Origin of the sequence: Xanthomonas sp. NCPPB 1067 (assembly GCF_020783795.1) — a bacterium.
Lineage (GTDB): Bacteria > Pseudomonadota > Gammaproteobacteria > Xanthomonadales > Xanthomonadaceae > Xanthomonas > Xanthomonas melonis.
Map to the genome: position 1 here is coordinate 58,325 of NZ_JAJGQG010000010.1, position 22,755 is coordinate 81,079.

21 protein-coding genes and 2 tRNA genes are annotated in these 22,755 nt (G+C 61.9%); 17 read left to right on the forward strand and 6 right to left on the reverse strand.

Annotation, left to right across the window (positions count from 1 at the left end):
• Positions 1 to 56: 56 nt before the first annotated feature.
• The 3 genes from LL962_RS09995 to LL962_RS10005 all read right to left on the reverse strand — a co-directional run bounded on the left by LL962_RS09995 (position 57) and on the right by LL962_RS10005 (position 2,327).
• Entirely contained in the window at positions 57 to 1,112 is a 1,056-nt protein-coding gene (locus LL962_RS09995; protein ID WP_228316785.1) for a DUF2272 domain-containing protein, read from the reverse strand.
• A gap of 64 nt (positions 1,113 to 1,176) precedes the next feature.
• The gene (gene nadC, locus LL962_RS10000) at positions 1,177 to 2,061 is read right to left on the reverse strand and encodes a carboxylating nicotinate-nucleotide diphosphorylase (RefSeq protein WP_228316786.1); all 885 of its coding nucleotides are present in this window, start codon (positions 2,059 to 2,061) and stop codon (positions 1,177 to 1,179) included.
• Positions 2,058 to 2,327: a Trm112 family protein gene (locus LL962_RS10005; protein ID WP_104588769.1), complete on the reverse strand. Its 270-nt coding sequence runs from the start codon at positions 2,325 to 2,327 to the stop codon at positions 2,058 to 2,060. Before LL962_RS10005 ends, nadC begins: the two co-directional genes overlap by 4 nt.
• Before the next feature lie 58 nt (positions 2,328 to 2,385).
• Between LL962_RS10005 and purE the strand changes: the two genes are divergently transcribed.
• Together purE and LL962_RS10015 are read left to right on the forward strand one after the other, a co-directional pair.
• A complete protein-coding gene (purE, locus tag LL962_RS10010) occupies positions 2,386 to 2,889 on the forward strand; it encodes a 5-(carboxyamino)imidazole ribonucleotide mutase (RefSeq protein ID WP_228316787.1) in 504 nt (167 codons plus the stop codon).
• Positions 2,886 to 4,031 carry a 5-(carboxyamino)imidazole ribonucleotide synthase gene (locus LL962_RS10015; RefSeq protein ID WP_228316788.1) on the forward strand — a complete coding sequence of 382 codons (1,146 nt, stop codon included), beginning with the start codon at positions 2,886 to 2,888 and terminating at the stop codon, positions 4,029 to 4,031. The genes purE and LL962_RS10015 overlap by 4 nt, the downstream gene beginning before the upstream one ends.
• A gap of 281 nt (positions 4,032 to 4,312) precedes the next feature.
• Here the strand turns inward: LL962_RS10015 and LL962_RS10020 are convergent, their stop codons facing one another.
• A complete protein-coding gene (locus tag LL962_RS10020) occupies positions 4,313 to 4,891 on the reverse strand; it encodes a superoxide dismutase (RefSeq protein WP_228316789.1) in 579 nt (192 codons plus the stop codon).
• Between the two features lie 120 nt (positions 4,892 to 5,011).
• Between LL962_RS10020 and grxD the strand changes: the two genes are divergently transcribed.
• The 12 genes from grxD (at position 5,012) to LL962_RS10080 (ending at position 19,161) form a co-directional block, all read left to right on the forward strand.
• Positions 5,012 to 5,332 (forward strand): Grx4 family monothiol glutaredoxin, encoded by a 321-nt coding sequence (grxD, locus tag LL962_RS10025; protein WP_029221564.1) that lies wholly within the window; start codon positions 5,012 to 5,014, stop codon positions 5,330 to 5,332.
• Positions 5,329 to 6,069 carry an SDR family NAD(P)-dependent oxidoreductase gene (locus tag LL962_RS10030; RefSeq protein ID WP_104588765.1) on the forward strand — a complete coding sequence of 247 codons (741 nt, stop codon included), beginning with the start codon at positions 5,329 to 5,331 and terminating at the stop codon, positions 6,067 to 6,069. The genes grxD and LL962_RS10030 overlap by 4 nt, the downstream gene beginning before the upstream one ends.
• Positions 6,066 to 6,665, forward strand: coding sequence for a YhgN family NAAT transporter (locus tag LL962_RS10035; protein ID WP_104588811.1), 600 nt, complete (start codon positions 6,066 to 6,068; stop codon positions 6,663 to 6,665). Before LL962_RS10030 ends, LL962_RS10035 begins: the two co-directional genes overlap by 4 nt.
• A gap of 385 nt (positions 6,666 to 7,050) precedes the next feature.
• Positions 7,051 to 10,296, forward strand: coding sequence for a TonB-dependent receptor (locus LL962_RS10040; RefSeq protein WP_228316790.1), 3,246 nt, complete (start codon positions 7,051 to 7,053; stop codon positions 10,294 to 10,296).
• 105 nt (positions 10,297 to 10,401) lie between these two features.
• A complete protein-coding gene (gene ppnN, locus LL962_RS10045) occupies positions 10,402 to 11,787 on the forward strand; it encodes a nucleotide 5'-monophosphate nucleosidase PpnN (RefSeq protein ID WP_228316791.1) in 1,386 nt (461 codons plus the stop codon).
• 182 nt (positions 11,788 to 11,969) lie between these two features.
• On the forward strand, positions 11,970 to 12,485 hold the full coding sequence (locus LL962_RS10050) for a GspH/FimT family pseudopilin (protein WP_228316792.1): 516 nt from the start codon (positions 11,970 to 11,972) through the stop codon (positions 12,483 to 12,485).
• Positions 12,482 to 12,961: a type IV pilus modification protein PilV gene (gene pilV / locus LL962_RS10055; RefSeq protein WP_441004864.1), complete on the forward strand. Its 480-nt coding sequence runs from the start codon at positions 12,482 to 12,484 to the stop codon at positions 12,959 to 12,961. The genes LL962_RS10050 and pilV overlap by 4 nt, the downstream gene beginning before the upstream one ends.
• Positions 12,958 to 14,124: a PilW family protein gene (locus LL962_RS10060; protein ID WP_441004865.1), complete on the forward strand. Its 1,167-nt coding sequence runs from the start codon at positions 12,958 to 12,960 to the stop codon at positions 14,122 to 14,124. Before pilV ends, LL962_RS10060 begins: the two co-directional genes overlap by 4 nt.
• A 3-nt stretch (positions 14,125 to 14,127) precedes the next feature.
• Positions 14,128 to 14,637 carry a pilus assembly PilX family protein gene (locus LL962_RS10065; RefSeq protein WP_228316794.1) on the forward strand — a complete coding sequence of 170 codons (510 nt, stop codon included), beginning with the start codon at positions 14,128 to 14,130 and terminating at the stop codon, positions 14,635 to 14,637.
• Positions 14,638 to 14,647: 10 nt separating this feature from the next.
• The gene (locus LL962_RS10070) at positions 14,648 to 18,571 is read left to right on the forward strand and encodes a pilus assembly protein (protein WP_228316795.1); all 3,924 of its coding nucleotides are present in this window, start codon (positions 14,648 to 14,650) and stop codon (positions 18,569 to 18,571) included.
• 12 nt (positions 18,572 to 18,583) lie between these two features.
• Entirely contained in the window at positions 18,584 to 19,033 is a 450-nt protein-coding gene (locus LL962_RS10075; protein ID WP_228316796.1) for a type IV pilin protein, read from the forward strand.
• Between the two features lie 51 nt (positions 19,034 to 19,084).
• Positions 19,085 to 19,161 (forward strand) — tRNA-Asn (locus LL962_RS10080).
• 47 nt (positions 19,162 to 19,208) lie between these two features.
• Here the strand turns inward: LL962_RS10080 and LL962_RS10085 are convergent.
• Positions 19,209 to 19,709 (reverse strand): GspH/FimT family pseudopilin, encoded by a 501-nt coding sequence (locus LL962_RS10085; RefSeq protein WP_228316797.1) that lies wholly within the window; start codon positions 19,707 to 19,709, stop codon positions 19,209 to 19,211.
• Positions 19,710 to 19,892: 183 nt separating this feature from the next.
• Here LL962_RS10085 and uvrB point away from each other — a divergent pair, with 183 nt between their 5' ends.
• Together uvrB and LL962_RS10095 are read left to right on the forward strand one after the other, a co-directional pair.
• A complete protein-coding gene (gene uvrB / locus LL962_RS10090) occupies positions 19,893 to 21,914 on the forward strand; it encodes an excinuclease ABC subunit UvrB (protein ID WP_104587590.1) in 2,022 nt (673 codons plus the stop codon).
• A gap of 96 nt (positions 21,915 to 22,010) precedes the next feature.
• Positions 22,011 to 22,085, forward strand: a tRNA-Val gene (locus LL962_RS10095).
• On the opposite strand, the gene LL962_RS10100 is transcribed toward LL962_RS10095, so the two are convergent.
• Entirely contained in the window at positions 22,056 to 22,445 is a 390-nt protein-coding gene (locus LL962_RS10100) for a hypothetical protein (RefSeq protein WP_228316798.1), read from the reverse strand. The genes LL962_RS10095 and LL962_RS10100 overlap by 30 nt on opposite strands.
• A 52-nt stretch (positions 22,446 to 22,497) precedes the next feature.
• On the opposite strand from LL962_RS10100, the gene LL962_RS10105 reads away from it, so the two are divergent.
• Positions 22,498 to 22,740, forward strand: a complete 243-nt coding sequence (locus tag LL962_RS10105) for a hypothetical protein (RefSeq protein WP_228316799.1) — start codon at positions 22,498 to 22,500, stop codon at positions 22,738 to 22,740.
• The last annotated feature ends 15 nt before the right edge of the window (positions 22,741 to 22,755 follow it).

The window sequence follows — 22,755 nt, forward strand, 5'->3', positions numbered from 1 at the left end:
CGCCCGTACCCTCACCCCAACCCCTCTGCCGCAGGACAAGGGCTTTGAATCCGTCTTTACTCAGGTTGTTGTTGCGTCGGCGCAGGCTGCGTTTCCGGGCGCGGCGGCACCACGCGTGGAAAGCCTGGTGGCATCGTTTGATCAGTAGGCGCTGTGCCCGGCGACGGCAGTGGGGCCGCCGGCGGCGGCGCAACCACCGCCGCATCCGGGCGCAGTTTCAGCAGCGCGGCCCAGTCGCGCCGGTTGAAATCGCACAACTCTTCGTTGGCCGGCGTGCATTCGCTGGCGATTCCCAGGCTGTCTTCGCTCTGATCCTGGCTGTTGTCGGACTGCGGTGTCGGCAACACGACGCGCCCTGCCCGGTCCAGCGGCATCTTGCGCATCATCACCGTATTGAAGACATTGCCGCCGATCAGGTAGAGCGTGCGATCGCCGCCCACGTTGGCAGCCACCACTACATCGCAATGCGATTGCCACGGCATCGGCGCGCTGCCGCCGAGCGCCGCCTTCAGGCCCGCGTAGCCGAGCGCCACGCTGCGGCCGCGCAGCAGGCAGAGCATGTCACCGGGCGCGGGCTTTTCCACGGCAGGATCGGTGAACCGATAAGGCCCTGTCGCGCCGTCGTCGTAGGCGCTGCGGATGTAGTCCAGATGGCGGGCGGAACGATGGAAGCCGCTCAGTCCGGCCTGCGTCATCACCCACGAAATGAAGGCGGCCGACCACGGGTTGTCGATCAGGAATGCGCGGCAATCGCTGGCGGTGTAACGCGTGCCGTCCAGCGCGGCGCAGCTGCTTGCGCCCGGGCGTCCGCCCATCGAAGCGAGCGTGCCGCTGTCGCGCCAGTAGCCTGCCACGCGTTGCCAGGCCACCACGCCATGGTCGGCGAGATAGCCCGCCTCGGCCTCGGTCACGCCCAGGTTGGCGAGGCGGCCCTTGGCGTCGATGAAAGGACGCTGCCACAGACGATGCTCGTTGCAGGCGCTGCGGACGATGGCGATGGCGGCCGGGCCGGTGCCGAAGCGCGGCGGCACATCGCACACTTCCGCAGCGGCAGCGCTGCCCCCGACGGTTGCGAGCAGCAACCACATCCACGGCCAAGGTCTTGCAGTCATCGAATATCCCGCACGGAAGCGCAATGCAGCAGGCTGCCAGAGCGGTGTGCGCGCAGCCGTGAAATCAGCGCGGCGGCGGCCCGAGCTTGAGCGACAGATCGACCGCCTGCACGTGCTTGGTCAGCCCGCCGATGGAAATGCAGTCAACGCCATCTTCGGCGATGGCGCGGATGCCGGCCAGGTCCACGCTGCCGGAGACTTCCAGCGGAATGCGTCGCTCGGGCGGCAGGGCAGCGACGATCTGGACGGCGGCGCGGCGCATCGCCGGATCGAAATCGTCGATGAGAATGCGCGTGCAACCCACTTGCAAGGCTTCGCGCAGTTGCTCCAGCGTTTCCACTTCCACCACCAACGGCAGCCGCGGTTGCTGCGCACGTGCTGCGCGCACCGCCGCATCCAGCGAGCCGGCGGCGCGGATGTGGTTTTCCTTCAGCATCACCGTATCGAACAAGCCGATGCGGTGATTGTCGCCACCGCCGCAGCGCACGGCGTACTTCTGCGCAACACGCAGGCCGGGCAGGGTCTTGCGCGTGTCCAGGATGCGCGCGCCGGTGCCGGCCACTGCGGCCACGTAGGCCGCAGTGGCGGTGGCAGTGGCCGAGAGCGTCTGCAGGAAATTGAGCGAGGTCCGCTCGGCGCTGACCAGGCTGCGGCTGCGGCCCTGCAGCAGGGCCAGCACGGTGCCGGCGCTCACATGCTGGCCTTCGTGCACATGCCAGTCGATGCGGACCTGTGGATCGAGCGCGCGATGGGCCGCATCGAACCAGGGGCGACCGGCGATCACCGCGTCCTGCTTGCACAGCAGGTAGGCGCCGTCGGCCTGGTCGGGCAGCAACGCGGCAGTCACGTCGCCGCTGCCGAGATCCTCGGCCAGCGCGCGCGCCACATCCGCTTCGACCACGGCCGCCGGTGGCGCATCCGCCGCGCTGGTGCGCACGGGCGTACTCACTTCTCGGGGAAGTCGGCGATCTGCGCGGTGGCGATGGCCTCTTCGGCCAGCAGTACCGGAATGCCGTCGTCGACGCGGAAGACCTGCTTGCGGTCGCGGGTGATCAATGCTTCGCGCAGCGGCTGCGACTGCGCGCTGCCATCGGCGCGCTGCAGGGTCCCGCCGGCGATGGCGGTGTTGAGTGCCTCCAGGCCTTTGCCGTCCAGCAACGAGAGTGGCTGGCGGGTATCGGGCGAGCACAGCAGGTCGAGCAGTTTGCGATCCATCGAAGTCTTGTCTTGCGTGGAGATTGGCTAGAATACGTCTTTACCGCAGGGCAGGGCCATGACCTCCAACCACACCGCGCCGCTGGTCGGCATCGTGATGGGCTCCCGTTCGGATTGGGAGACCATGCAACACGCGGCCCAGAAGCTCGATGCGCTGGGCGTGCCGTACGAAGTCAAGGTGGTGTCGGCGCACCGCACGCCGGATGTGCTGTTCACCTATGCCGAGCAGGCGGGGGCGCGCGGTCTGCGCGCGATCATTGCCGGCGCCGGTGGCGCGGCGCACCTGCCGGGCATGCTGGCGGCGAAGACGGCGGTGCCGGTGCTGGGCGTGCCGGTGCAGTCCAAGGCGCTCAATGGCATGGATTCGCTGTTGTCCATCGTGCAGATGCCGGCCGGCATTCCGGTGGCCACGTTCGCGATCGGCAATGCCGGCGCCGCCAATGCGGCCCTGTTCGCGGCGGCGATGCTGGCGCCGGAGCAGATGCAGATCGGCCAGGCGCTGGCGCAGTTCCGGGCGCGGCAGACCGACGAGGTCATGGCCAGCGACGATCCGCGCCAATGACCACGGTCGGTATCCTGGGCGGAGGCCAGTTGGCACGCATGCTGGCGCTGGCGGGTGCGCCGCTGGGCCTGCGCTTTTCGGTGTTCGACCCGGCTGCCGATGGCTGTGCGGGGCAGGTGGCACCGCTGCATGTGGGGGCATTCGACGATGCCGCCGCGCTTGCCGCATTCGCCGCGGGGGTGGACGTGATCACCTTCGATTTCGAGAACGTGCCGGCGGCCAGCGCACAGCATTTGGCCGCGCAGCTGCCGGTGTTTCCGCGCCCGGATGCATTGGCGGTGGCGCAAGACAGACTCAGCGAAAAGACCCTGTTTCGCGAGCTGGGAATTGCGGTGCCCGAGTTCGCCGCAATCGACGACCGCGCCGGCCTGGATGCGGCACTGGCCAGGATCGGCACGCCCTGCGTGCTGAAGACCCGGCGTTTCGGCTACGACGGCAAGGGCCAGTTCCGCATCAGGACGCCTGCCGATGCCGATGCCGCGTGGGAGGCATTGGGTGCGCAGGCGGCCAAGGTCGGCTTGATCGTCGAAGCCTTTGTGGCTTTCCAGCGCGAGGTCAGCGTGGTGGCCGTACGCGGGCGCGATGGTCAATTCCGTGCATGGCCGCTGACCGAGAACTGGCATGTGGATGGCGTGCTGTCGGCCAGTCTCGCCCCTGCCAGGGTCGATGCGGGGCTGCAGGCGGAGGCCGAAGCGCATGCGCGCGCCATCGCCGACAACCTGGACTATGTGGGTGTGTTCGCGCTGGAGCTGTTCGTGCGCGACGGACAATTGCTGGCCAACGAAATGGCGCCGCGCGTGCACAACTCCGGGCATTGGACCATCGAAGGCGCCGAGACGTCGCAGTTCGAAAATCATGTGCGTGCCGTCCTCGGCTTGCCGTTGGGCAGCACCGACATGCGAGGGCATGCCTGCATGCTGAACTGGCTCGGCGCCATGCCCGATGCCGCGGCATTCCTCGCGGTGCCCGGCGGGCATTGGCATGACTACGGCAAGCAACCGCGAGCGGGGCGCAAGGTGGGGCATGCGACGGTGCGTGCCGATGCGCCGCAGGCGCTGGCACAGGCGCTGACGCAGATTGGCGCGGCATTGCAACGCGAGGCCCAGGTGGCTCCGGTGGTGGCGCGCCTGCGCGGGGAGTGAGCTGTTTCGGCTCGATGGCGGAACCGCGGCACGGCCTTGCACGCCATTCGCACCGTAAACGCGCAACCCTCGCGTGGCCCGGGAGCAGGTTGCACGACGATCGGCCCTGCAGCCGCCCTGGCACGACGAGTCGCTGCCGGCGGCCAATAGAACATGGCGAGCAGTCGTCCAGGTAAGGTAGGTGTGGACGGCGCGCAGGAGACAGGGCGTAAGAAGGCTGCAGGCCGATCCGTGCGTTGGCCATGCCTGCCTGGCGCTGTGCAGCCGGTGTGTCGGTCGCTCTAACTCAGCCGGCTGGCCACGAAGTCCCAGTTGATCAGTTTCCAGAACGCATCCAGGTAGCGCGCGCGGTCCTGCTGGTAATCCAGGTAGTACGCATGCTCCCAGAGATCGCAGGCCAGCAGTGGCGTGTCCGGGCCGGTGAGCGGGGTGGAAGCGTTCGGCGTGGCCACGACCGCCAACGTGCCATCCGGGCGCTGCACCAGCCAGACCCAGCCCGAGCCGAAGCTGCCCAAGGCCACCCGGTTGAATTCCTGCCTGAAATGCGCGCAATCGCCGAACGATTTGCCGATGCGCTCGGCCAGCTTGCCGAGCGGCTCGCCGCCGCCGCGCGGGCGCAGGCACTGCCAGTAGAAATTGTGGTTCCACACCTGCGCGGCCAGATGGAACAGCGAGCCCTGCGCCTGCGCGATGATCTCTTCCAGTGTCAGTTCGGCGAGTTCGCTGCCTTCGATGCGCGCATTGAGCCGTTCGACTTCGCTGCGGTGATACACGCCGTGGTGGGTTTCCAGTGTCGCGGCCGACAGATGCGGCTCCAGGGCGGTACGGGCGTAGGGCAGGGGAAGGTATTCGATCGGCATGATGTGCAGGGCAGCAAAGGGAGTCCGGCGGCGGGTCGCGTGAAGGCTTACAATGCGCGCCTTTGCGGAAGTCTATCCGACCCGGCGGTCGGGCCTGCCGCTCCCAGTCAGGAGAGTTCAATGCCGGTGATGGAACGGATCCAGGCCGAAGTCGAACAGCACCCGATCGTGCTGTTCATGAAAGGCACCCCGCAATTCCCGATGTGCGGTTTTTCCAGCCGCGCGGTACAGGCGCTGGTGGCCGCTGGCGCAGACCAATTGCGGACCGTCAACGTACTGGAAGAACCCGAGATACGCGCCAACCTGCCGCGCTATTCGAACTGGCCGACCTTCCCGCAACTGTTCATCCATGGCGAGCTGATCGGCGGTTGCGACATCACGCTGGAACTGTTCGAGGCCGGCGAGCTCAAGCGCATCGTCAGCGAGGCCTACCAGCCGTGAGTGCAGCGCAGTCCGCCGTTTCCACCGGCCTGACTGGCCGGGTGGTGCTGATTACCGGCGCCGCCGGCGGGCTGGGCAGTGCCGCTGCGCGAGCATGCGCACAGGCCGGTGCCACGGTGGTGCTGCTGGGGCGCAAGCTGCGCCCGCTCGAGCGGGTCTACGACACCGTCGCCGCGCTGGGCCCCGAGCCCTTGCTGTATCCGCTGGATCTGGCTGGCGCCACGCCGGACGATTACCTCGCGCTTGCGCAGCGCCTGCAGTCCGAGCTTGGCGGCGTGTCCGGCGTGCTGCATTGCGCGGCAGACTTCGCCGGGTTGACCCCGGCCGAGCTAGCCGCCCCCGATGCCTTCGCACGAAATATCCATGTCAATCTCACCGCGCGCGCCTGGCTGACCCAGGCCTGCCTGCCGCTGCTTCGCCAGCAACAGGATGCGGCGGTGGTCTTCGTCATCGACGATCCGGCGCGTGTGGGCCAGGCCTATTGGGGTGCCTACGGCGCCGCCCAGTATGCGCAGCATGGCCTGCTCGCCAGCCTTCACCATGAAACCGCCGCCGGCCCCGTGCGTCTGCATGGTCTGCAACCCGGCCCCATGCGCACCGCCCTGCGTGCGCGTGCCTTTACCCATCAGGACGACGGCGACGCGGCCGACCCCGCACGCTATGCCGCTGCCTGCGTCACCCTGTTGTCCATGGCAGGTGCTCCGCACCGCGGTGCGATCTGGAGCCCTTGCGCATGACCATTCTTTCGGCAGCCCTGCTGCTGTTCCTGATCCTCGACCCGTTGGGCAACATCCCGGTGTTCCTCAGCGTGCTCAAGCCGCTGCCTCCCAAGCGCCAACGCTTCGTGCTGGCGCGCGAACTGCTGATCGCCCTGTGCGTGCTGATGGCGTTTTTGTGGGGTGGCAAGTACGCGCTGGAGCTGATGCACCTGCGCCAGGAGTCGGTGGCGATCGCCGGCGGCATCGTGCTGTTCCTGATCGGCATCCGCATGATCTTCCCGCGCCCGGAGGGTCTGATGGGCGAGCTCCCGGACGGCGAACCCTTCATCGTGCCGTTGGCCATTCCGCTGGTGGCGGGCCCGTCGGGCATGGCGGCGGTGATGCTGATGGGCAGCAACGAGCCCACCCGGCTCTGGGACTGGAGTCTGGCCCTGATGATCGCCTGGATCGGCGCTTCGTCGATCCTGGCGTCCGCGCCGCTGCTGTACAAGCTGCTGGGGCATCGCGCCCTGACCGCGGTCGAACGCCTGATGGGCATGTTGCTGGTGGCGATCTCGGTGCAGATGTTCCTGGACGGCCTGGGGACCTATTTCAAGCTTCCGGTCTCGATCTGAGGCTGAGGTGGCGGCAGGCTGCAGTTGCACAGGGCGATGCGACGGCGGGGCGGCCGAGTCGACAGACACGCGCTCTGTTGCGCAATTGGTCGGGCGTTTCCCGCCGCATACCAGTCGGGGCGTTTTTGCGATGCTCGTCGCCATCGTGAGGAGACCCTGTGCGACAAGGCGCTCTCGCTCTTCACATGCGCAGTTCATGTTGCACTGCGCGAACTTTGTCACGCCGCCGTCACAATCAGGCTTTAGCGTGTTAATCTGTTGTTAACCGTTGCGGCAGCAACCAGCCGCGCGGCGAGGGACCCCAGATCATCGGCAGCCCAACCCCGGGAACGGTTGGGCTGACTGCGTTTTTTGTCACTGCCCAACCTGTATCGAGGCCACCGAAATGACCCACCCCCGTTGTCTCCGCATGTCCAAGCTCACGCTTGGCCTTGTTGCCGCGCTCGCCGCCGCCCCCGTGTTCGCCCAGAGCACCTCTGCCGGCGTTGCTGGCCTGGTGACCGGCGCCAGCGGGCAGCCTGTACCGAATGCCGAAGTGACGATCACACACGTCGAATCCGGCACCGTGAGCCGCGCCACCACCGATGCCAGCGGACGTTACAACGCGCGCGGCCTGCGTGTGGGCGGTCCGTACACCATCACCATCACCAAGTCGGGTGAGGGCACCAAGACCGAAGAAGGCGTGTACCTGAACCTCAATCAGGTCAACAGCGTCGATGCGTCCCTGGGTGGCGACGTCACCACGCTGGGCGCCGTGCAGGCCATCGGTGGCGACTACGGCTCGGCGCTGTTCAGCGCCAACAAGATGGGCACCGGCACCAACGTGACCCGCGAGCAGATCGAATCGCTGCCGTCGATCAACCGCAACCTGCAGGACTATGTGCGCCTGGATCCGCGCGTGGCGCAGACCGACAAGGCGCGTAACGAAATCTCGGTGGGCGGCCAGAACCCGCGCTTCAACCTGATCCGCGTGGACGGCATCAATACCAACGACGCATTCGGCCTGGAGTCCAATGGCCTGCCGACGCCGCGTCAGCCGTTCTCGATGGATGTCATCGACGAAATCTCCGTAGACGTCGCCAACTACGACGTCACCATCACCGGTGCGACCGGCGGCGTGATCAACGCGGTCACCAAGTCCGGTACCAACGAATTCCATGGGTCGGTCTACGGTACCTACCGCGAGAACGATTGGTCGGGCAAGAATCAGAACGACATCCGCCCGCAGCTGTTCGACAACGAGACCACCTACGGCCTGACCCTGGGCGGCCCGGTGATCAAGGACAAGCTGTTCTTCTTCGCCAACTACGAAAAGTACAAGGGCAAGGGCGTGTTCACCGGCGCCTCCGGCTACGGCCCGATCGGTTCGGGCGCGAGCAACATCGTCCAGATCCAGCAGGCGCAGGTCGATCAGATCGTCGACATCTCGCGCAACGTCTACGGGTTCGACCCGGGAACCCTGGCACTGCCGGCGCTGGATTCGGATTCCGAAGAGAAGGGCTTCAAGCTCGACTGGAACATCTCCGACAAGCATCGCGCTTCGCTGCGCTACGGCGAAAGCGAGCAGAGCACCGCCAACCTCAACGGCTTCGGCAATCAGGCGCTGTCGCTGAATTCGTTCCACTACGTGCGCGACTTCAGCCTCAAGACCTATACGGCGCAGCTGTTCAGCGACTGGACCGATACGTTCTCCACCGAAGCCAAGGTGTCCTACCGCGATTACTCGGCCGTGCGTACCGCTGCGTCGCAACTGCCCGCCATCGCCGTGCGGATCGGTAACAACACCGTCAACCTGGGCACCGAGCAGAGCACCCAGGCCAACGAGCTGCGGACCGAAACCTGGAATGCGTTCTTCGCAGGCACGCTGTTCTTGAACGACCACACCGTCAAGTTCGGCTTCGACTACGAAGACAACGATCTGTTCAATCTGTTCGGGCAGCGCGTCTTCGGTTCCTATACGTTCAACTCGATTGCCGACTATGCGGCCAATCGTCCGCTGAACTATCGCTATTCGCGCTCCAACAGCGGCAACATCGACGACATCGCGGCTGATTGGGGCATGCGTAATGTCGGCGTGTTCCTGCAGGATACCTGGGCGGTCAACAACAATCTGACCTTGACCTTCGGCCTGCGTTACGACGAGCCGATGGTCAAGAACAGCCCGGCCTACAACGCTACCGCTTCGACACTGTTCGGCTTCCGTAACGACCAGACCATCGACGGCAATGGCCTGTTCGAGCCGCGCTTCGGCTTCAACTACACTTTCGACAGCGATCGCCCCACCCAGCTGCGTGGTGGCGTGGGCCTGTTCCAGGGCGCCGCGGCAACCGTGTGGTTGTCCAACCCGTACTCCAACACCGGTCTGGCGTATACCGATTACAACTTCTCCAGCCAGGCGCTGGTGAACGCCAATGGCATTCGCTTCACTCCGGACATCAACAACCAGCCGACCGGCAATGGTTCGGTGAGTGGCGCCACGCAGTCGGTGGACTTCGTCGACAGCAAGCTGGGCCAGCCCTCGGTGTGGAAGGCCAATCTGGCATTCGATACCGAGTTGCCCTGGTACGGCATCGTGGCGTCGGCCGAGGCGGTGGTGACCAAGGTCAACGAGGCGATCTACTACCAGCAGCTCAACCTGGGCGCTACCAGCCGCGTGGGCCAGGACGGACGTAACCTGTACTGGAATACTCCGGGTCTGAATCCTGCTTGCTGGCTGGTCGATGGTCGCAACCCGACCGGTACAGGCGCTCCGGCGGCATGTCTACGTGGTACTGGCTCGTCGGTGGATGCGCGCGGCTCGCGCGATCCGCGCTTCAACGATGCGATCATCGCGCGTCCGACCGACAAGGGTGGCAGCGAGAGCTTCACCATCGGCCTGAACAAGCCGTTCAACGGCGGCGACTGGTCCTGGGGTCTGTACTACACCTACACCGACGCCGATGAAGTCAGCGGCCTGACCAGTTCCACCTCCGGGTCGCAGCTGGGCAACAACGCGGTGTTCCAGGCCAACGAAAATGTCGCCTCGACCGCCGCATACGAGGTCAAGAACAGCATCCTCGGCACCTTGAACTGGAAGCATGCGTTCTTCGGCGATTACGAAACCAAGGTGGGCCTGATCTACCAGGGCCGCAACGGTCGCCCGTACAGCTATGCCTTCGACAACGACGCCAACGGCGACGGCCGCTTGAACGACCTGCTGTACATTCCGGCCGGTCGCGGCGATGTGCTGTTCGGCACTGCTGGGGAAGAACAGGCGTTCTGGAACTACATCGAAGGCAACGAGTATCTGTCTGCCCGTCGTGGTCAGGTGGCCGAGCGTAATGGCGCGCGCAACTCCTGGATCAACCAGTTCGATCTGCACATCGAGCAGGAAATCCCGGGCTTCTTCAAGGACAACAAGGCGTCCGTGTGGCTGGACGTCATGAACGTCGGCAACCTGCTCAACAAGAAGTGGGGGCGTGTCGAAGAGTATGGCTTCCCGAACATGCGCGGTGTGGTCGAATACGGCGGTGTCGATGCGGCCAGCGGCAAGTACGTGTATCGCTTCAACACGCCGGATCAGTCGACCATCTACGACGATCGCGGCATCTCCCGCTGGGCGCTGCAGTTGGGCTTCCGTTATCAGTTCTGATCGCGGTTAGCGTGGCATGTGGTACGAAAACGGCCGGGCAACCCGGCCGTTTTCTTTTGTGCGGGTGAGTACGCTAAAGTCCTGCGAAGACGACAGGAGCAAGCTATGGAACTCAGCAGTACGGCGGCGCGGGCGCTGCCGGTAGTGGATGCGCGGATCTATCCGCGTGGTGGGCTGGACGTGCTGTCCAAGGCGGAAGTGGCGCGGCTGCGCGACGCCTCCAGTGGCGGCATGCACGAGTTGCTGCGCCGCTGCGCGCTGGCCGTGCTCACCAGTGGCAGCGCCTCGGACGACCCGCGCGCCGCGCGCGACCTGTACCCGGATTTCGACATCCAGGTCAACCAGCAGGACCGCGGCATCCGTATCGACCTGATCAATGCCCCGGCGATGGCGTTCGTCGATGGCGAGATCATTCGTGGCGTGGCGGAGCTGTTGTTCGCGGTGGTGCGCGACCTGGCGTACATGGCCATCGAACTGGAAGCACAGCGCGGCGATCTGGACACCAGCGAAGGCATCACCAATGCGGTGTTCGGCCAGCTGCGGAATGCGCGCATCCTGCAGCCATCCGACCCGAACCTGGTGGTGTGCTGGGGTGGGCATTCCATCTCGCGCGACGAATATCTGTACACCAAGCAGGTGGGCTACGAGCTTGGCCTGCGTGGTCTGGACATCTGCACCGGTTGCGGCCCGGGTGCCATGAAGGGCCCGATGAAGGGCGCCACGATCGCGCATGCCAAGCAGCGCAAGCACAACACGCGCTACATCGGCGTCACCGAGCCGGGCATCATCGCAGCCGAGTCACCGAACCCGATCGTCAACCACCTGGTGATCATGCCGGACATCGAAAAGCGCCTGGAGGCCTTCGTCCGCATCGGTCACGGCATCCTGGTGTTCCCGGGCGGCGTCGGCACCGCCGAGGAGATTCTCTACCTGCTCGGCATCCTGCTGCGCGAGGAAAATGCCAGCCTGCCGTTCCCGTTGATCCTCACCGGCCCGACCATCGCCGCACCGTACTTCGAACAGATCGACCGCTTCATCCGCCTGACCCTGGGCGACGCGGCCGCTTCCCGCTACCAGATCATCGTTGGCGACCCGGTCGCCGTGGCGCGGCGCATGGCCGAGGGCATCCACGAGGTGCGCGCACACCGCAAGGACCAGAAGGACTCTTATTACTTCAACTGGTCGGTGCACATCCCGCTGGAGTACCAGCAGCCGTTCGTTCCCAGCCACGAGGCCATGGCCGCCCTGGACCTGCACCACGGCCGCCCCGCGCCCGCCCTGGCAGCCGACCTGCGGCGTGCGTTCTCCGGCATCGTCGCCGGCAACGTCAAGGAAGACGGCATGCGCCGCATCGAAGAGTTCGGCCCGTTCGAGATCAACGGCGACCCGGACATCATGCAGGCCCTGGACGAGCTGCTACGCGGCTTCGTCGAGCAACGCCGAATGAAGATCTCGGGGGATTACCGGCCTTGTTATCGGGTGGTGACTTAAGGCTTGCTATCCGCTTAAGTCCAGTGAAGAGAGCAAAGGACCGTATGGTTTGAGTCCGAAAGGAGTTGCTGATTTGAATGCGGGCTTGCGCCTGTAACCCTGAAACGACCGCTCGTCCCCCCAGGGCTTGTTGCTCTGGGGCCATTCGAGCATCGTAAGGACGTCACGCTGGGGAGCGTTCCATGTCTTTTCGCCGATCTGCCGGCTTCACGCTTGTGGAATTGATGATCACGATCGCCGTGCTGGCGATCCTGCTCACGATTGCGCTTCCAAGCTTCCGTGGAGTGATCCGCTCAAACCGCGTAGCGAGCGCTACCAACGAGAGTATCGGGCTGCTGTCCCTTGCCCGTAGCGAGGCAATTCGAAATCGCCGGGGCGGAGGGGTCTGCGGTAGCGCGTCGGGAACCGCCTGTGACAACAATTGGGGATCCGGGATGCTTGCCTGGGCGGATAGCGATGGCGACGGAGCCTTCAAGAGCGGTGACACGGTGCTGCGCTTTGTCTCGATAGACCGATCCTTGACGAACTCCGGTCCGTCCGGTGCCGCAATCGTATTTGACGGGCGGGGACGAAGAGTCGCGTCCACCAATCAACAAATCGCACTACAACCAGCAATGTGTGATGGGCAGGCGCTGCGCCGGACATTGGCTGTCAACGGTGCCGGCCAAATCACTTCTCAGAAGGGGGCCTGTCAATGATGTACTCGCCGCTCCTCGTGTCACGCTCCCGATCCCAAGGCTTCAGCCTGCTCGAAGTGCTGATCACCATCATTGTTCTCGCGTTCGGTTTGCTTGGGTTCGCGTTGTTGCAGACGGCCAATGTACGGTTTGTCCAAAGTGCGAATTACCGTACCCAGGCCACTAACCTGGCGTACGACTTACTGGATCAGATGCGTAGCAATCGCTTCCAATCCGCGTGGTACACCGACGCTACCTTTTCTGCCAATACGGTAACTTCAGCAAGTTGCAGCCGGCCACTCGGAGATTCGGTCACCATCGCAAACAACATTGTGCGCTGGAAGTGTCAGGTGGTGCAGGCATTAGGTGAGGGTGCCAGTGCTACCGTTCTCAACAACAACGGGCAGGTTACCGTGGGCATCACGTGGGGAGACCAGCGCTGGGATGCCAGCAATCCCAACGCGCAGACCACGTTCACTCTGGTATCTCAGTTATGACTCGACGTTCGATAGCCAAGCATGCCATGGCCGGCATCAGTTTGATCGAGATGATGATTGCCATGGTGATCGGCCTGGTATTAATGCTGGGAGTGATCCAGGTTTTTTCCGCATCCCGCACGGCATCAATGCTGGCTGAAGGGAGCGCGCGCGCGCAGGAAAACGGCCGGTTTGCCTTGGAGTTCTTGCAACGCGACATTCGCATGGCTGGGCATTTCGGTTGCGTCAATGATCAGGCGCACTTCGTGCGTGGGGAGGGCGATCCGATCGTCACCACTGGCACTGCGAGCGGCTCCGGACATCCGCTGGACTTCAGTGTCAGCATTCAAGGTTATGAAGCACCGAATACCAAACCGCCGGGAAGCTTGACGATCGGCGCTACCTGGGCGCTACCAACTAATCTGCCTGCGGCGATCTCCAAGCTCAATCCGCGAGGAGGTAGCGACATCCTCGTCCTACGTTACCTTGCACCAGAAAGTGTGCCGATCACTGCATTAACCTCAGGCAGTACCAGTGTTGTGGGCTTCAATGCTACTGTCGGGCGGCGCCTGACCGAGGGCGGCCAGGCATCCCCCAATCTTTTCGGGATCGCAGATTGCGCGCATGCCACCGTATTCAAGGGTGCCTATGAAAGTGGCAAGGTCACCGCCAATGGGACCAATTTGTCCAACTACTCGACCAGGCCGAGTGGCCAGGCGCTGATTTATCGAGCCGAGTCGCTGGTGTATTACGTTGGAACATCCGCGGCTTCGGGCGAGCCTGCATTGATGCGCGCCCGCTCGAATGGAGTGGATGACTACAGTACGCCGGAAGAGCTGGTCGAAGGCGTTGAGAACATGCAACTGCTCTTTGGTCTCGATCAGACTACCAATATGTCCAATACCTCCCCACCGCTGGGCAATATCAGCAGTCAGGCGGTGGCAAGCGATGTTTCGACAGGAAATGACGCTGCCGCAGCCGCCCAATGGAGGCGGGTTGGGCAAGTCCAGGTGGGTATCCTTGCACGTAGTCCGACGCCTTCAGCTACGGAAAGGCCCGCCAGTACTATCCGTAATCCGAGTGCCCTAGGCATATCTTTCGCGCCACCCACCCAGACAGATGGGCGCTTTAGAATGACTTACGAGTCCACTATCGCATTGCGTAATCGACTGTTTGGAAATTGACTCATGAATGTATCCACTCGTTTACGTCCGATGCCCTCCCGCCCTCGCGGTGCGGTGCTCTATGTTGCGTTGATCATGCTGATTTTGTTGGCGCTGATTGGTATTGCCGGCATGCAGGTGGCTGGAATGCAGGAGAAGATGGCGTCGAATTATTTAGAAACAAATATCGCATTCCAGAATGCCGAGGGAGTGACGCGGCGGAGTGAGCGTGCCATTGAAGCCATTGCCAATCGTACGGATGCGCCAACCGGCGCCCCTTTGGTCGATACCGATATTCAGCAAAATTGCGATGCCGCGTTCGATCCAGTCGCCTGGGGACGTGGCAAGGCAACAACCGTGAATGAAGCGGTCAACGTGCGGCGTATCGATTCCTGCATCATCGGTGGCGGATCACTTGCGATGGGGGAGCCACTCGATCCTGTGACGCCGGTGTACCAGATCACCACGTTCGCCAACGATACCGCGACGAATGCCTCGTCGTCCGCTTCGATCGATACCATTTTCAAGCTCTGAGACTGCCGACATGTCACGTCGCATTTTTCGAACCTTTGTTGCCTCAGCGATTGTTATGTTCGCGGCGGGTGGCTACTTTGTCTACAGCCTGATTGCTGCACAGGGTCAGGGAGGATTGGCACAGTCTCCACTGAACAACGCCACATCTGTTCCGCCTGCTTTCATTATGGCGGTGGATGATTCGAATTCGATGACTTTTGAGCGTATCTTCCCTGGAGGGGATGGGCGTTTGCGCTGGGGTGGTAGTAGTTTTTTCAGCTCTGGCGGAACTTTTTTGGAAGCCGGTGGGGACTGTACTTATCAAGTTGACGATCGTAACTTTGCCTATAACGATTGCTACTTATACCTATTCCCGTTTCCTGATTATAATAAGTCTTATAATATTGGGGTGGCTATTCCGCCGCTTGATCAATTTGGTTTCGCGAGGTCGCCGGCTTATAATGCTGGTTATTTTAATCCTAGTGTTACTTACGATCCATGGAGTTTGGCGGTAGGGGATGACAATAATAAGGGGTTGTGGCCTAACGCTAACTTTGACCTGGCGCGAGCAGATCCGCGCGACCCTAATATTTATGGGGGTAGCGACAAAGAAATAAATATGAGTAAGTACGGCACTATTGTCAATCTCGGTGTGCGTAGAGAGGATTCTGGCGACAGTTCATTTAGATTTATGGCTGGAATGACGATTCCTGCCCAAACCCGATATCGCACGTTAACAAATGATAGAGTATGTAACAGCACCAGGAGTAATGGGTTAGCGGGCACTAGTGGATTTTGGGTGACTCTTAGCTCCAATGCATCGATAGCTGCCGATTGCTCAATACAAGTTTCCTACATTCCCGCTACATTCTATCTGCCGGCGGCGGCGCCTGCGCCGCCTGGCTACTTGGCTAGCGATGTTAATCGTCCGATTGTTGCGAATGCATGTGGTCCTGGCTGCAATTTGCGCCGTTATCAGATATTGCAGGTGAATTACGGCACTGATGTCGATGCCTATAATTCTGCAAGGCAGAATTTTGCAAACTGGTTTCAGTACCACCGGAATCGAATTCTTTCCATTATTGGGTCGGAATCGCGAGCCTTGGCTGCGGTCGATAAGATGCGTGTGGGTTACTTCACCATCAATAATCTGTCTCCGGTGACTATGTATAACATCGATGACGATGTTTCACGGACGTCGCTGTTCGATCAGATTTACCGTCTTGAGCCCAGTGGCGGCACACCGAATCGTAGTGCCGTCGATTATCTCGGGAAGCAATTTGCTCGAACGGGGGATGGGGCACCTGTATTGCGTGCATGCCAGAAGAACGGCGGCATGCTATTTACCGACGGCTACACGAACACCAGCAATACCGTCGCTGGCTATGGCAACGCCGACTCTACCGGAACAGTGGATTTTCCGGGTGCGCCATTTGCCGACGCCTACAGCAATACAATTGCCGACATCGCTGCAACCTATTATTCGGGTGCTTCTACTCCGCTAGTCACTGGTTCAGGTTTTTCAGCTGGTCTGGTGCCAGTGGATGATAAGTGCGCAACACTTTCCAAGACGTCTGCTGACTGGAAGCGGCTGGACTGTCAGAAAGATCTGCATATGAACTTCTATGCAATCACGCTGGGTGCTCAAGGCAGAATATACGAGGTCAATCAGGCGGCCACTACCGATCCCTATGCCAATGCTCCTGATTGGAACTCTAATGGTAACCCGAGTGCAGATGATGATGGCCGTGTCATTGACGAGCTTTGGCATGCCACTGTTAATAGCCGTGGCCAGTTCATAAATGCCAAGAGCCCTACAGAAGTAACAGGTGCTATGCGGCGGGTGCTGTCAGCTGCCAGTGCCGCCAACTCGCCGTCCGGAACCCTGGCGTTGACAGGCGCGCGCATTGGGGCTGGTTCCCTGACCGTGTCGCCCGAGTATGAGATAAAGAACAACGGAACTGACTGGTCCAGTAAGTTGAAAGCCAGTCAGGCCTCGGTCGACCCTGACACGCGAGAGGCACGCTTTACGCCACTTTGGGAGGCTTCCCAGCAGATCCCGTTACCTGCTGCTCGTAATGTTTTCTTCAATGATGGCACTAGCGTGCGTAAGTTCGACGGGACAACAGTCAGTCTGAGCGGTCTCTGTGGGCTCTCCCAGACGCTGTATCCCGGTCAATCGCTTTGTTCAGCGCAGGACCTAGCCGATCTTGGGGCGACTGCGGCAACAGCAGCCAGTTATCTCCTGGGTGATCGAAGCGGTGAGATTCAGCAGAAAGGTAAGTTGCGCGATCGCAGTACGGTGCTGGGCGATATCATTAACTCGGCACCGCTCATCAGTGCACCTATCGATGACTATGGCTACCGTGCGTTGGGTGGAACGCTGGGAACGGCCTATACCAACTATCTGAATGCTAAACGCGCTAATCAAGGCTATATGGTTTATGCGGGCGCAAATGATGGGATGCTGCACGCCTTCGACGGCGGGATGAATGGTAGCGGGGCGGTCACCGGTAGTGGGGGGCGTGAGCGCTTTGCCTATATACCTGCGACGTCCTATGGCCACATGGGTAATCTACTGCTGCCTTATCAAGCCAATAAAGGATCTGCTCAACCGTTCGATCACCGCTATTTCGTCGATGGTCCGCTCGCTGTGGGAGATACCTACTACGACAACAGCTGGAAAACGACACTGGTTGGTACGACTGGGGCCGGCGGCCGCGGAGCGTTTGCGCTAGATGTGAGCAATCCGAGCGCGTTCGGTGCTGGGAGTCGTCTGTGGGAAATTACCGATCTCAGCGGTGATGCCACGGTGCGTGCCAACATCGGGCACGTACTGGGCAAGCCCGTCATTGTTCCGGTGCGTGCTGCCAATGGCTCGGTGAGCTGGAAAGCGATTTTTGGTAACGGCTATGACAGTGCCAGTGGTAAGGCGGTATTGTTTGTGGTGGACATTGGAACTTCTTCAACTCCCGTCGTGCGCATGATCGAGGCAGCGGAGTCCGGGAACGCGATTAGCGGTCGCAATGGGCTGGGCAACATCATCGTCCTGGATCGTGTCGACAATCTAACGACCGACCCGGTAAGCGGTCTGCCGGCTCGCACACGGGATGGCTATGCCGATACGGTTTACGCTGCCGATCTTCGTGGTGCCATCTGGAAGTTCGATCTCACTTCAACCGCAAGTTCAGTGACTGTGCCCACCTTTACCACCGGGACCTATACGGAAGGCGGACGGACGTATCGGCAACCTATCACTGGTGGACTCCAGGCTGCCTCTGGTGAAAATGGAGGGGTGCTGGTTTTGTTTGGCACCGGTAGCTTCTCCTTCAACGACGACAGTCTGCCGAGTTCGGCGCAACATGCGCAAAGCCTGTACGGCTTCACAGACCAAGTCGATGGCGTGATCACGACGACCTTGACTAGGTCAAATCTGGTCCCCTATTCGGTAACGACCGCTGCTGGTGCGGCGACACGTACCTTGCAAGTGGGCACTTCCCCAGCGTCGGTGCTCGGGTGGTATGTAGATTTGCCAGCCGGCGAGCGGTTCGTAGGTTATCCGGAGCTTGTGTCGGGAATTCTGTTCATGCCGACGTACGCACCGCTCGCTGCAACGAGTGGTTGTAGTACCACAGGTGTGAACTGGTTATTTGGTCTGAACCCCCGTACAGGTGTGGGGGCATTGTCCGGTGTTCGGATGAATGCCATCAGCGGTTCAACACTTGCTGCTGGTTCTGCCGGTATCTCGCTGGATACAGGCGGTAATGCTCCGGTCAAGGATGTCGGCGTGTCTGTCGTTCCCCGCCTTGAGCCGAAGGTGAATCCGAAAGATGGCTCGGCTGCACCTGCTGTTCCTCCAGGCTCCGGCTGCTGGATGGTCGTCAACGTGGCTGGTGCTGTGCCTATGTATGTTCCTTATCCCTGCGGCCGCCAATCCTGGCGCCAGATTCAGTGACGGAGGTTTCCAATGTCGCCACGGTTGTCAGAATCTCTCAATCGTCGTTTGCACCATAATGCCGGAGGCAATGGCTTTACTCTTATTGAATTGATGATTGTCGTTGCCGTGGTGGGGATATTGGCTGCTGTTGCCTACCCGTCCTACGCCGAACATATCCGGAAGTCACGCCGCGCGCAGGCCAAGGCTGACTTGGTTGAGTACGCGCAGCTGGCCGAGCGTTCACACACGACCAACAATACTTACGCCAACTATCGCTTCGCGAACGGGTCGACGACGACGCAGTCGCCGCGTGAGGGCGGTGCTGCGCAGTACACCGTTACGTTCGCGGGTAATCAATCAACGTTTACACTGACTGCCGCACCGCAGGGCGCGCAAGCCAAGGACGTATGCGGGACGATGACGTTGAACCAAGCCGGAGTGAAGACCCCAAGTGCGTCAGCTGCTCCCGGTTGCTGGTAACACGTGTGGGTGTTGCACTCCTGCGAGGTTGCGTCTAGAATACGCCTCCCCGCCCGAATAGCTCAGCCGGTTAGAGCACTTGACTGTTAATCAGGGGGTCGTTGGTTCGAGTCCAACTTCGGGCGCCAAGATGTTGAAAAAGCCGCGACATGTCGCGGCTTTTTCGTTTTCGGCTTCAGCGTGGTCGGCAGCTGGGGGGCGTGGGGTAGCGCACGGTTCGTGTGCGTCCCGCGTTGTTCACCACGACGTCGGCAAGCCGTCGGGCGTTGCTGCAGAGGCTGATGGTGATGTTGGTGCCGCTGTTTAGCCCGCTGGGCAGGAACCGCACGAGAGGTCTGCCAAGCGTGGCCGTGGCTTCGATACCGTCGGTCGCTGCGTAGTGTTCGACCCTCAGGATCGATGACGCATCCGTTGGCTGCCCGTTGCGGCTCGGATCTTCGAACAGGAGCCAGCCACGGCTCCAGTCGCCGTCCGTTCGGCAGCTCGAACCATCGGCCGATGGGCACACGCTCACAGGCATGCGCTGCGTGACAGCCAGACTTCGTGCCATCGCGAGATGGCTTGTCAACAGATGTACGCGGGTCGTCGCTCGCTGCCACTCTAGAACGCTTTGGAAGCTCGGCAGGCCGATGGCCGACGTGATGGCGATGATTGCCATCACGACCAGCAGCTGCACTGCGGTGTACCCTCTGACGCTCGAATGAGTCACTGCTCCCATCGCGCTTCTCCTTGAGGTCGAGCGAGCAGTCTCCGTGTTGGTCGCATGCCAGGAAACGTCTGCTTCACTGAAGCAAACGTCAGGTTTTTACCGGCAACGACCTGCGGGATTTCGTACCGCCTTCCCCCCGAGATCTGCTCCATGACCGACCGCTTTGAGCTCGTATCCTCTTACTCTCCAGCCGGCGACCAGCCCGCTGCCATCGAGAAGCTGGTGGCCAACTTCGAGGCTGGGCTGGCCAAGCAGACCTTGTTGGGGGTGACGGGCTCGGGCAAGACCTACACCATTGCCAATGTGGTCCAGCAGGTGCAGAAGCCGACCCTGGTGATGGCGCCCAACAAGACGCTGGCGGCGCAGTTGTACGGTGAGTTCAAGTCGTTCTTCCCGAACAATGCGGTCGAGTACTTCGTCAGTTACTACGATTATTACCAGCCCGAGGCCTACGTACCGTCGTCGGACACCTTCATCGAGAAGGACAGTTCGATCAATGAACACATCGAGCAGATGCGCTTGTCGGCGACCAAGACCCTGCTGTCGCGCCGTGACTCGCTGGTAGTTGCCACCGTGTCGGCGATCTATGGCCTGGGCGCGCCGGAGGACTATCTGTCGCTGCGCCTGATCCTGTCGATCGGCGAGCATATCGACCAGCGCCAGCTGATCCGGCATCTCACCGATTTGCAATACACCCGTAACGAGTTCGAGCTCACCCGTGGCGCGTTCCGCGTGCGTGGCGAAGTGGTCGATGTGTTTCCGGCCGAGTCCGATACCGAGGCATTGCGGATCGAGTTGTTCGACGGCGATGTCGAGCAACTGACCTTGTTTGATCCGCTGACCGGCGAGACCCTGCGCAAGCTGCAGCGCTACACCGTGTATCCGAAGACGCACTATGCCACGACGCGCGAGCGCACGCTCAGCGCTGTCGATACGATCAAGGACGAGTTGAAGGAACGGCTGGAGCAGCTGTATTCCCAGAACAAGCTGGTGGAAGCGCAGCGCCTGGCGCAGCGCACCCAGTTCGATCTGGAGATGATGGCCGAAGTCGGCTTCTGCAACGGCATCGAGAACTACTCGCGGCATCTCACCGGCAAGGCGCCCGGGGAGCCGCCGCCGACCCTGTTCGACTACCTGCCACCGGATGCGCTCCTGGTCATCGACGAATCCCACGTGACCATTCCGCAGATTGGCGCGATGTACAAAGGCGATCGCTCGCGCAAGGAAACGCTGGTGGAATTCGGTTTCCGGTTGCCGTCGGCGCTGGACAACCGACCGCTGCGCTTCGAGGAGTGGGAAGCGCGCTCGCCGCGCAGCATCTATGTCTCGGCAACGCCAGGCCCGTACGAGATGCGTGAGTCGGCAGGCGAGGTCACCGAGTTGGTGGTGCGCCCTACCGGCCTGATCGATCCGGTGGTCGAGATCCGCCCGGTCGCCACTCAGGTCGACGACCTGATGTCCGAGGTGAACGAACGCATCAAGCTGGGCGATCGCGTGCTGGTGACCACGTTGACCAAGCGCATGGCCGAAAACCTCACCGAGTATCTGGGCGAGCACGGCATTCGCGTGCGCTACCTGCACTCGGACATCGACACGGTCGAGCGTGTGGAAATCATTCGCGACCTGCGCCTGGGCAAGTTCGACGTGCTGGTCGGCATCAACCTGCTGCGCGAAGGTCTGGACATGCCGGAGGTATCGCTGGTGGCGATCCTGGATGCGGACAAGGAAGGCTTCCTGCGTTCGACCGGCTCACTGATCCAGACCATCGGCCGCGCCGCGCGCAATCTGCGTGGCAAGGCGATCCTGTATGCCGACAAGATCACCCGTTCGATGCAGGCGGCGATCGACGAAACCGATCGCCGTCGCGAGAAGCAGGTCGAGTACAACCTCGAACACGGAATCACGCCCAAGTCGGTGGCGCGTCCGATCGAAGACATCATGGAAGGCGCGCGCGAAGATGCAGCAGAGAAGAAGGCCGGCAAGGGGCGGTCGAAATCGCGCCAGGTGGCCGAGGAGGCACCCGACTATCGCGCCATGAAGCCGGCGGAGATCGCTGGCAAGCTCAAGAGCCTGGAGCAGCAGATGTATCAGCATGCCAAGGATCTGGAGTTCGAGGCGGCAGCGCAGATCCGCGACCAGATCCAGAAGTTGAAGGCCGCCAGCCTGGGGTAGGGCAGGGTGGCGTGCCTGCTTGGCAGAGGGCTTGTGGTCGTTCGTACCCTGCGCTAGAATGCGCGCCCTGCACAGCGCAACGCAGTCGCAGGCACCGGGCGGTTAGCTCAGCGGTAGAGCACTACCTTGACATGGTAGGGGTCACAGGTTCGAACCCTGTACCGCCCACCACTTGCAACGCAAGTGGCGCAGTTTTTTCAGCCGATATGCGATCTCCCACATCGGCATCGACTCACCCCGTTCTGACCCCGGCTCCCGTAGCCTGCACAGGTCCTGGGTGAAGTCTTCCACGATCAACTCCACTGCTGCGCGGGCTTTGCCAAGGGACGACAGGCCCAGCCTTGCATCGCGTTCCCGCGGCATGGCGGCCGAGTGGTCTCGGTACCTCCCGCGCAGGAGCCGGCGCAGCCGGGGCGCGATGGTCGCCGCCTGCTCTTGGGCACGAATCGCACCGACTGCAGCGCTACACACCATGGCTTCCGCCACCTCGGCTGATCCCGCCCGTGCAATTGCTGAAACTGCTTTCTCCATCACACGTCTTGCTTTAGCATCGCCAGCGCGCTGACGGAAAGGAAGGCTGGCGATGGACGAGTATCAGCACACCGTGCTGAGCAGGGGCGGGTATCGGGTCGTGGCGATCACGCGTGATGAGGTGTACGCACCCGATGCGGTCGTGGCGTATGCGGTGGTGACCGATGCCGGAACCCGGATCACGCCGGACCTCTCATTGGACCAGGCCAGGCTATGGGTCGATTCGCTGGTCGAAAGCGAGAGCGGAGGCCGCCGCGCCGATCCGATCGAACACAAGCCGAGCGTCCGTCGTTAGATCGCCATCGAGATA

Coding starts and splice junctions, on each gene's coding strand:
- pilV (WP_441004864.1), top strand. CDS start 12,482: ATGATGTACTCGCCGCTCCTCGTGTCACGCTCCCGATCCCAAGGCTTC.
- LL962_RS10105 (WP_228316799.1), top strand. CDS start 22,498: ATGGACGAGTATCAGCACACCGTGCTGAGCAGGGGCGGGTATCGGGTC.
- LL962_RS10020 (WP_228316789.1), bottom strand. CDS start 4,891: ATGCCGATCGAATACCTTCCCCTGCCCTACGCCCGTACCGCCCTGGAG.
- uvrB (WP_104587590.1), top strand. CDS start 19,893: ATGACCGACCGCTTTGAGCTCGTATCCTCTTACTCTCCAGCCGGCGAC.
- purE (WP_228316787.1), top strand. CDS start 2,386: ATGACCTCCAACCACACCGCGCCGCTGGTCGGCATCGTGATGGGCTCC.
- LL962_RS09995 (WP_228316785.1), bottom strand. CDS start 1,112: ATGACTGCAAGACCTTGGCCGTGGATGTGGTTGCTGCTCGCAACCGTC.
- LL962_RS10060 (WP_441004865.1), top strand. CDS start 12,958: ATGACTCGACGTTCGATAGCCAAGCATGCCATGGCCGGCATCAGTTTG.
- LL962_RS10100 (WP_228316798.1), bottom strand. CDS start 22,445: ATGGAGAAAGCAGTTTCAGCAATTGCACGGGCGGGATCAGCCGAGGTG.
- grxD (WP_029221564.1), top strand. CDS start 5,012: ATGCCGGTGATGGAACGGATCCAGGCCGAAGTCGAACAGCACCCGATC.
- ppnN (WP_228316791.1), top strand. CDS start 10,402: ATGGAACTCAGCAGTACGGCGGCGCGGGCGCTGCCGGTAGTGGATGCG.
- LL962_RS10065 (WP_228316794.1), top strand. CDS start 14,128: ATGAATGTATCCACTCGTTTACGTCCGATGCCCTCCCGCCCTCGCGGT.
- LL962_RS10005 (WP_104588769.1), bottom strand. CDS start 2,327: ATGGATCGCAAACTGCTCGACCTGCTGTGCTCGCCCGATACCCGCCAG.
- LL962_RS10075 (WP_228316796.1), top strand. CDS start 18,584: ATGTCGCCACGGTTGTCAGAATCTCTCAATCGTCGTTTGCACCATAAT.
- LL962_RS10070 (WP_228316795.1), top strand. CDS start 14,648: ATGTCACGTCGCATTTTTCGAACCTTTGTTGCCTCAGCGATTGTTATG.
- LL962_RS10040 (WP_228316790.1), top strand. CDS start 7,051: ATGACCCACCCCCGTTGTCTCCGCATGTCCAAGCTCACGCTTGGCCTT.
- LL962_RS10035 (WP_104588811.1), top strand. CDS start 6,066: ATGACCATTCTTTCGGCAGCCCTGCTGCTGTTCCTGATCCTCGACCCG.
- LL962_RS10050 (WP_228316792.1), top strand. CDS start 11,970: ATGTCTTTTCGCCGATCTGCCGGCTTCACGCTTGTGGAATTGATGATC.
- LL962_RS10015 (WP_228316788.1), top strand. CDS start 2,886: ATGACCACGGTCGGTATCCTGGGCGGAGGCCAGTTGGCACGCATGCTG.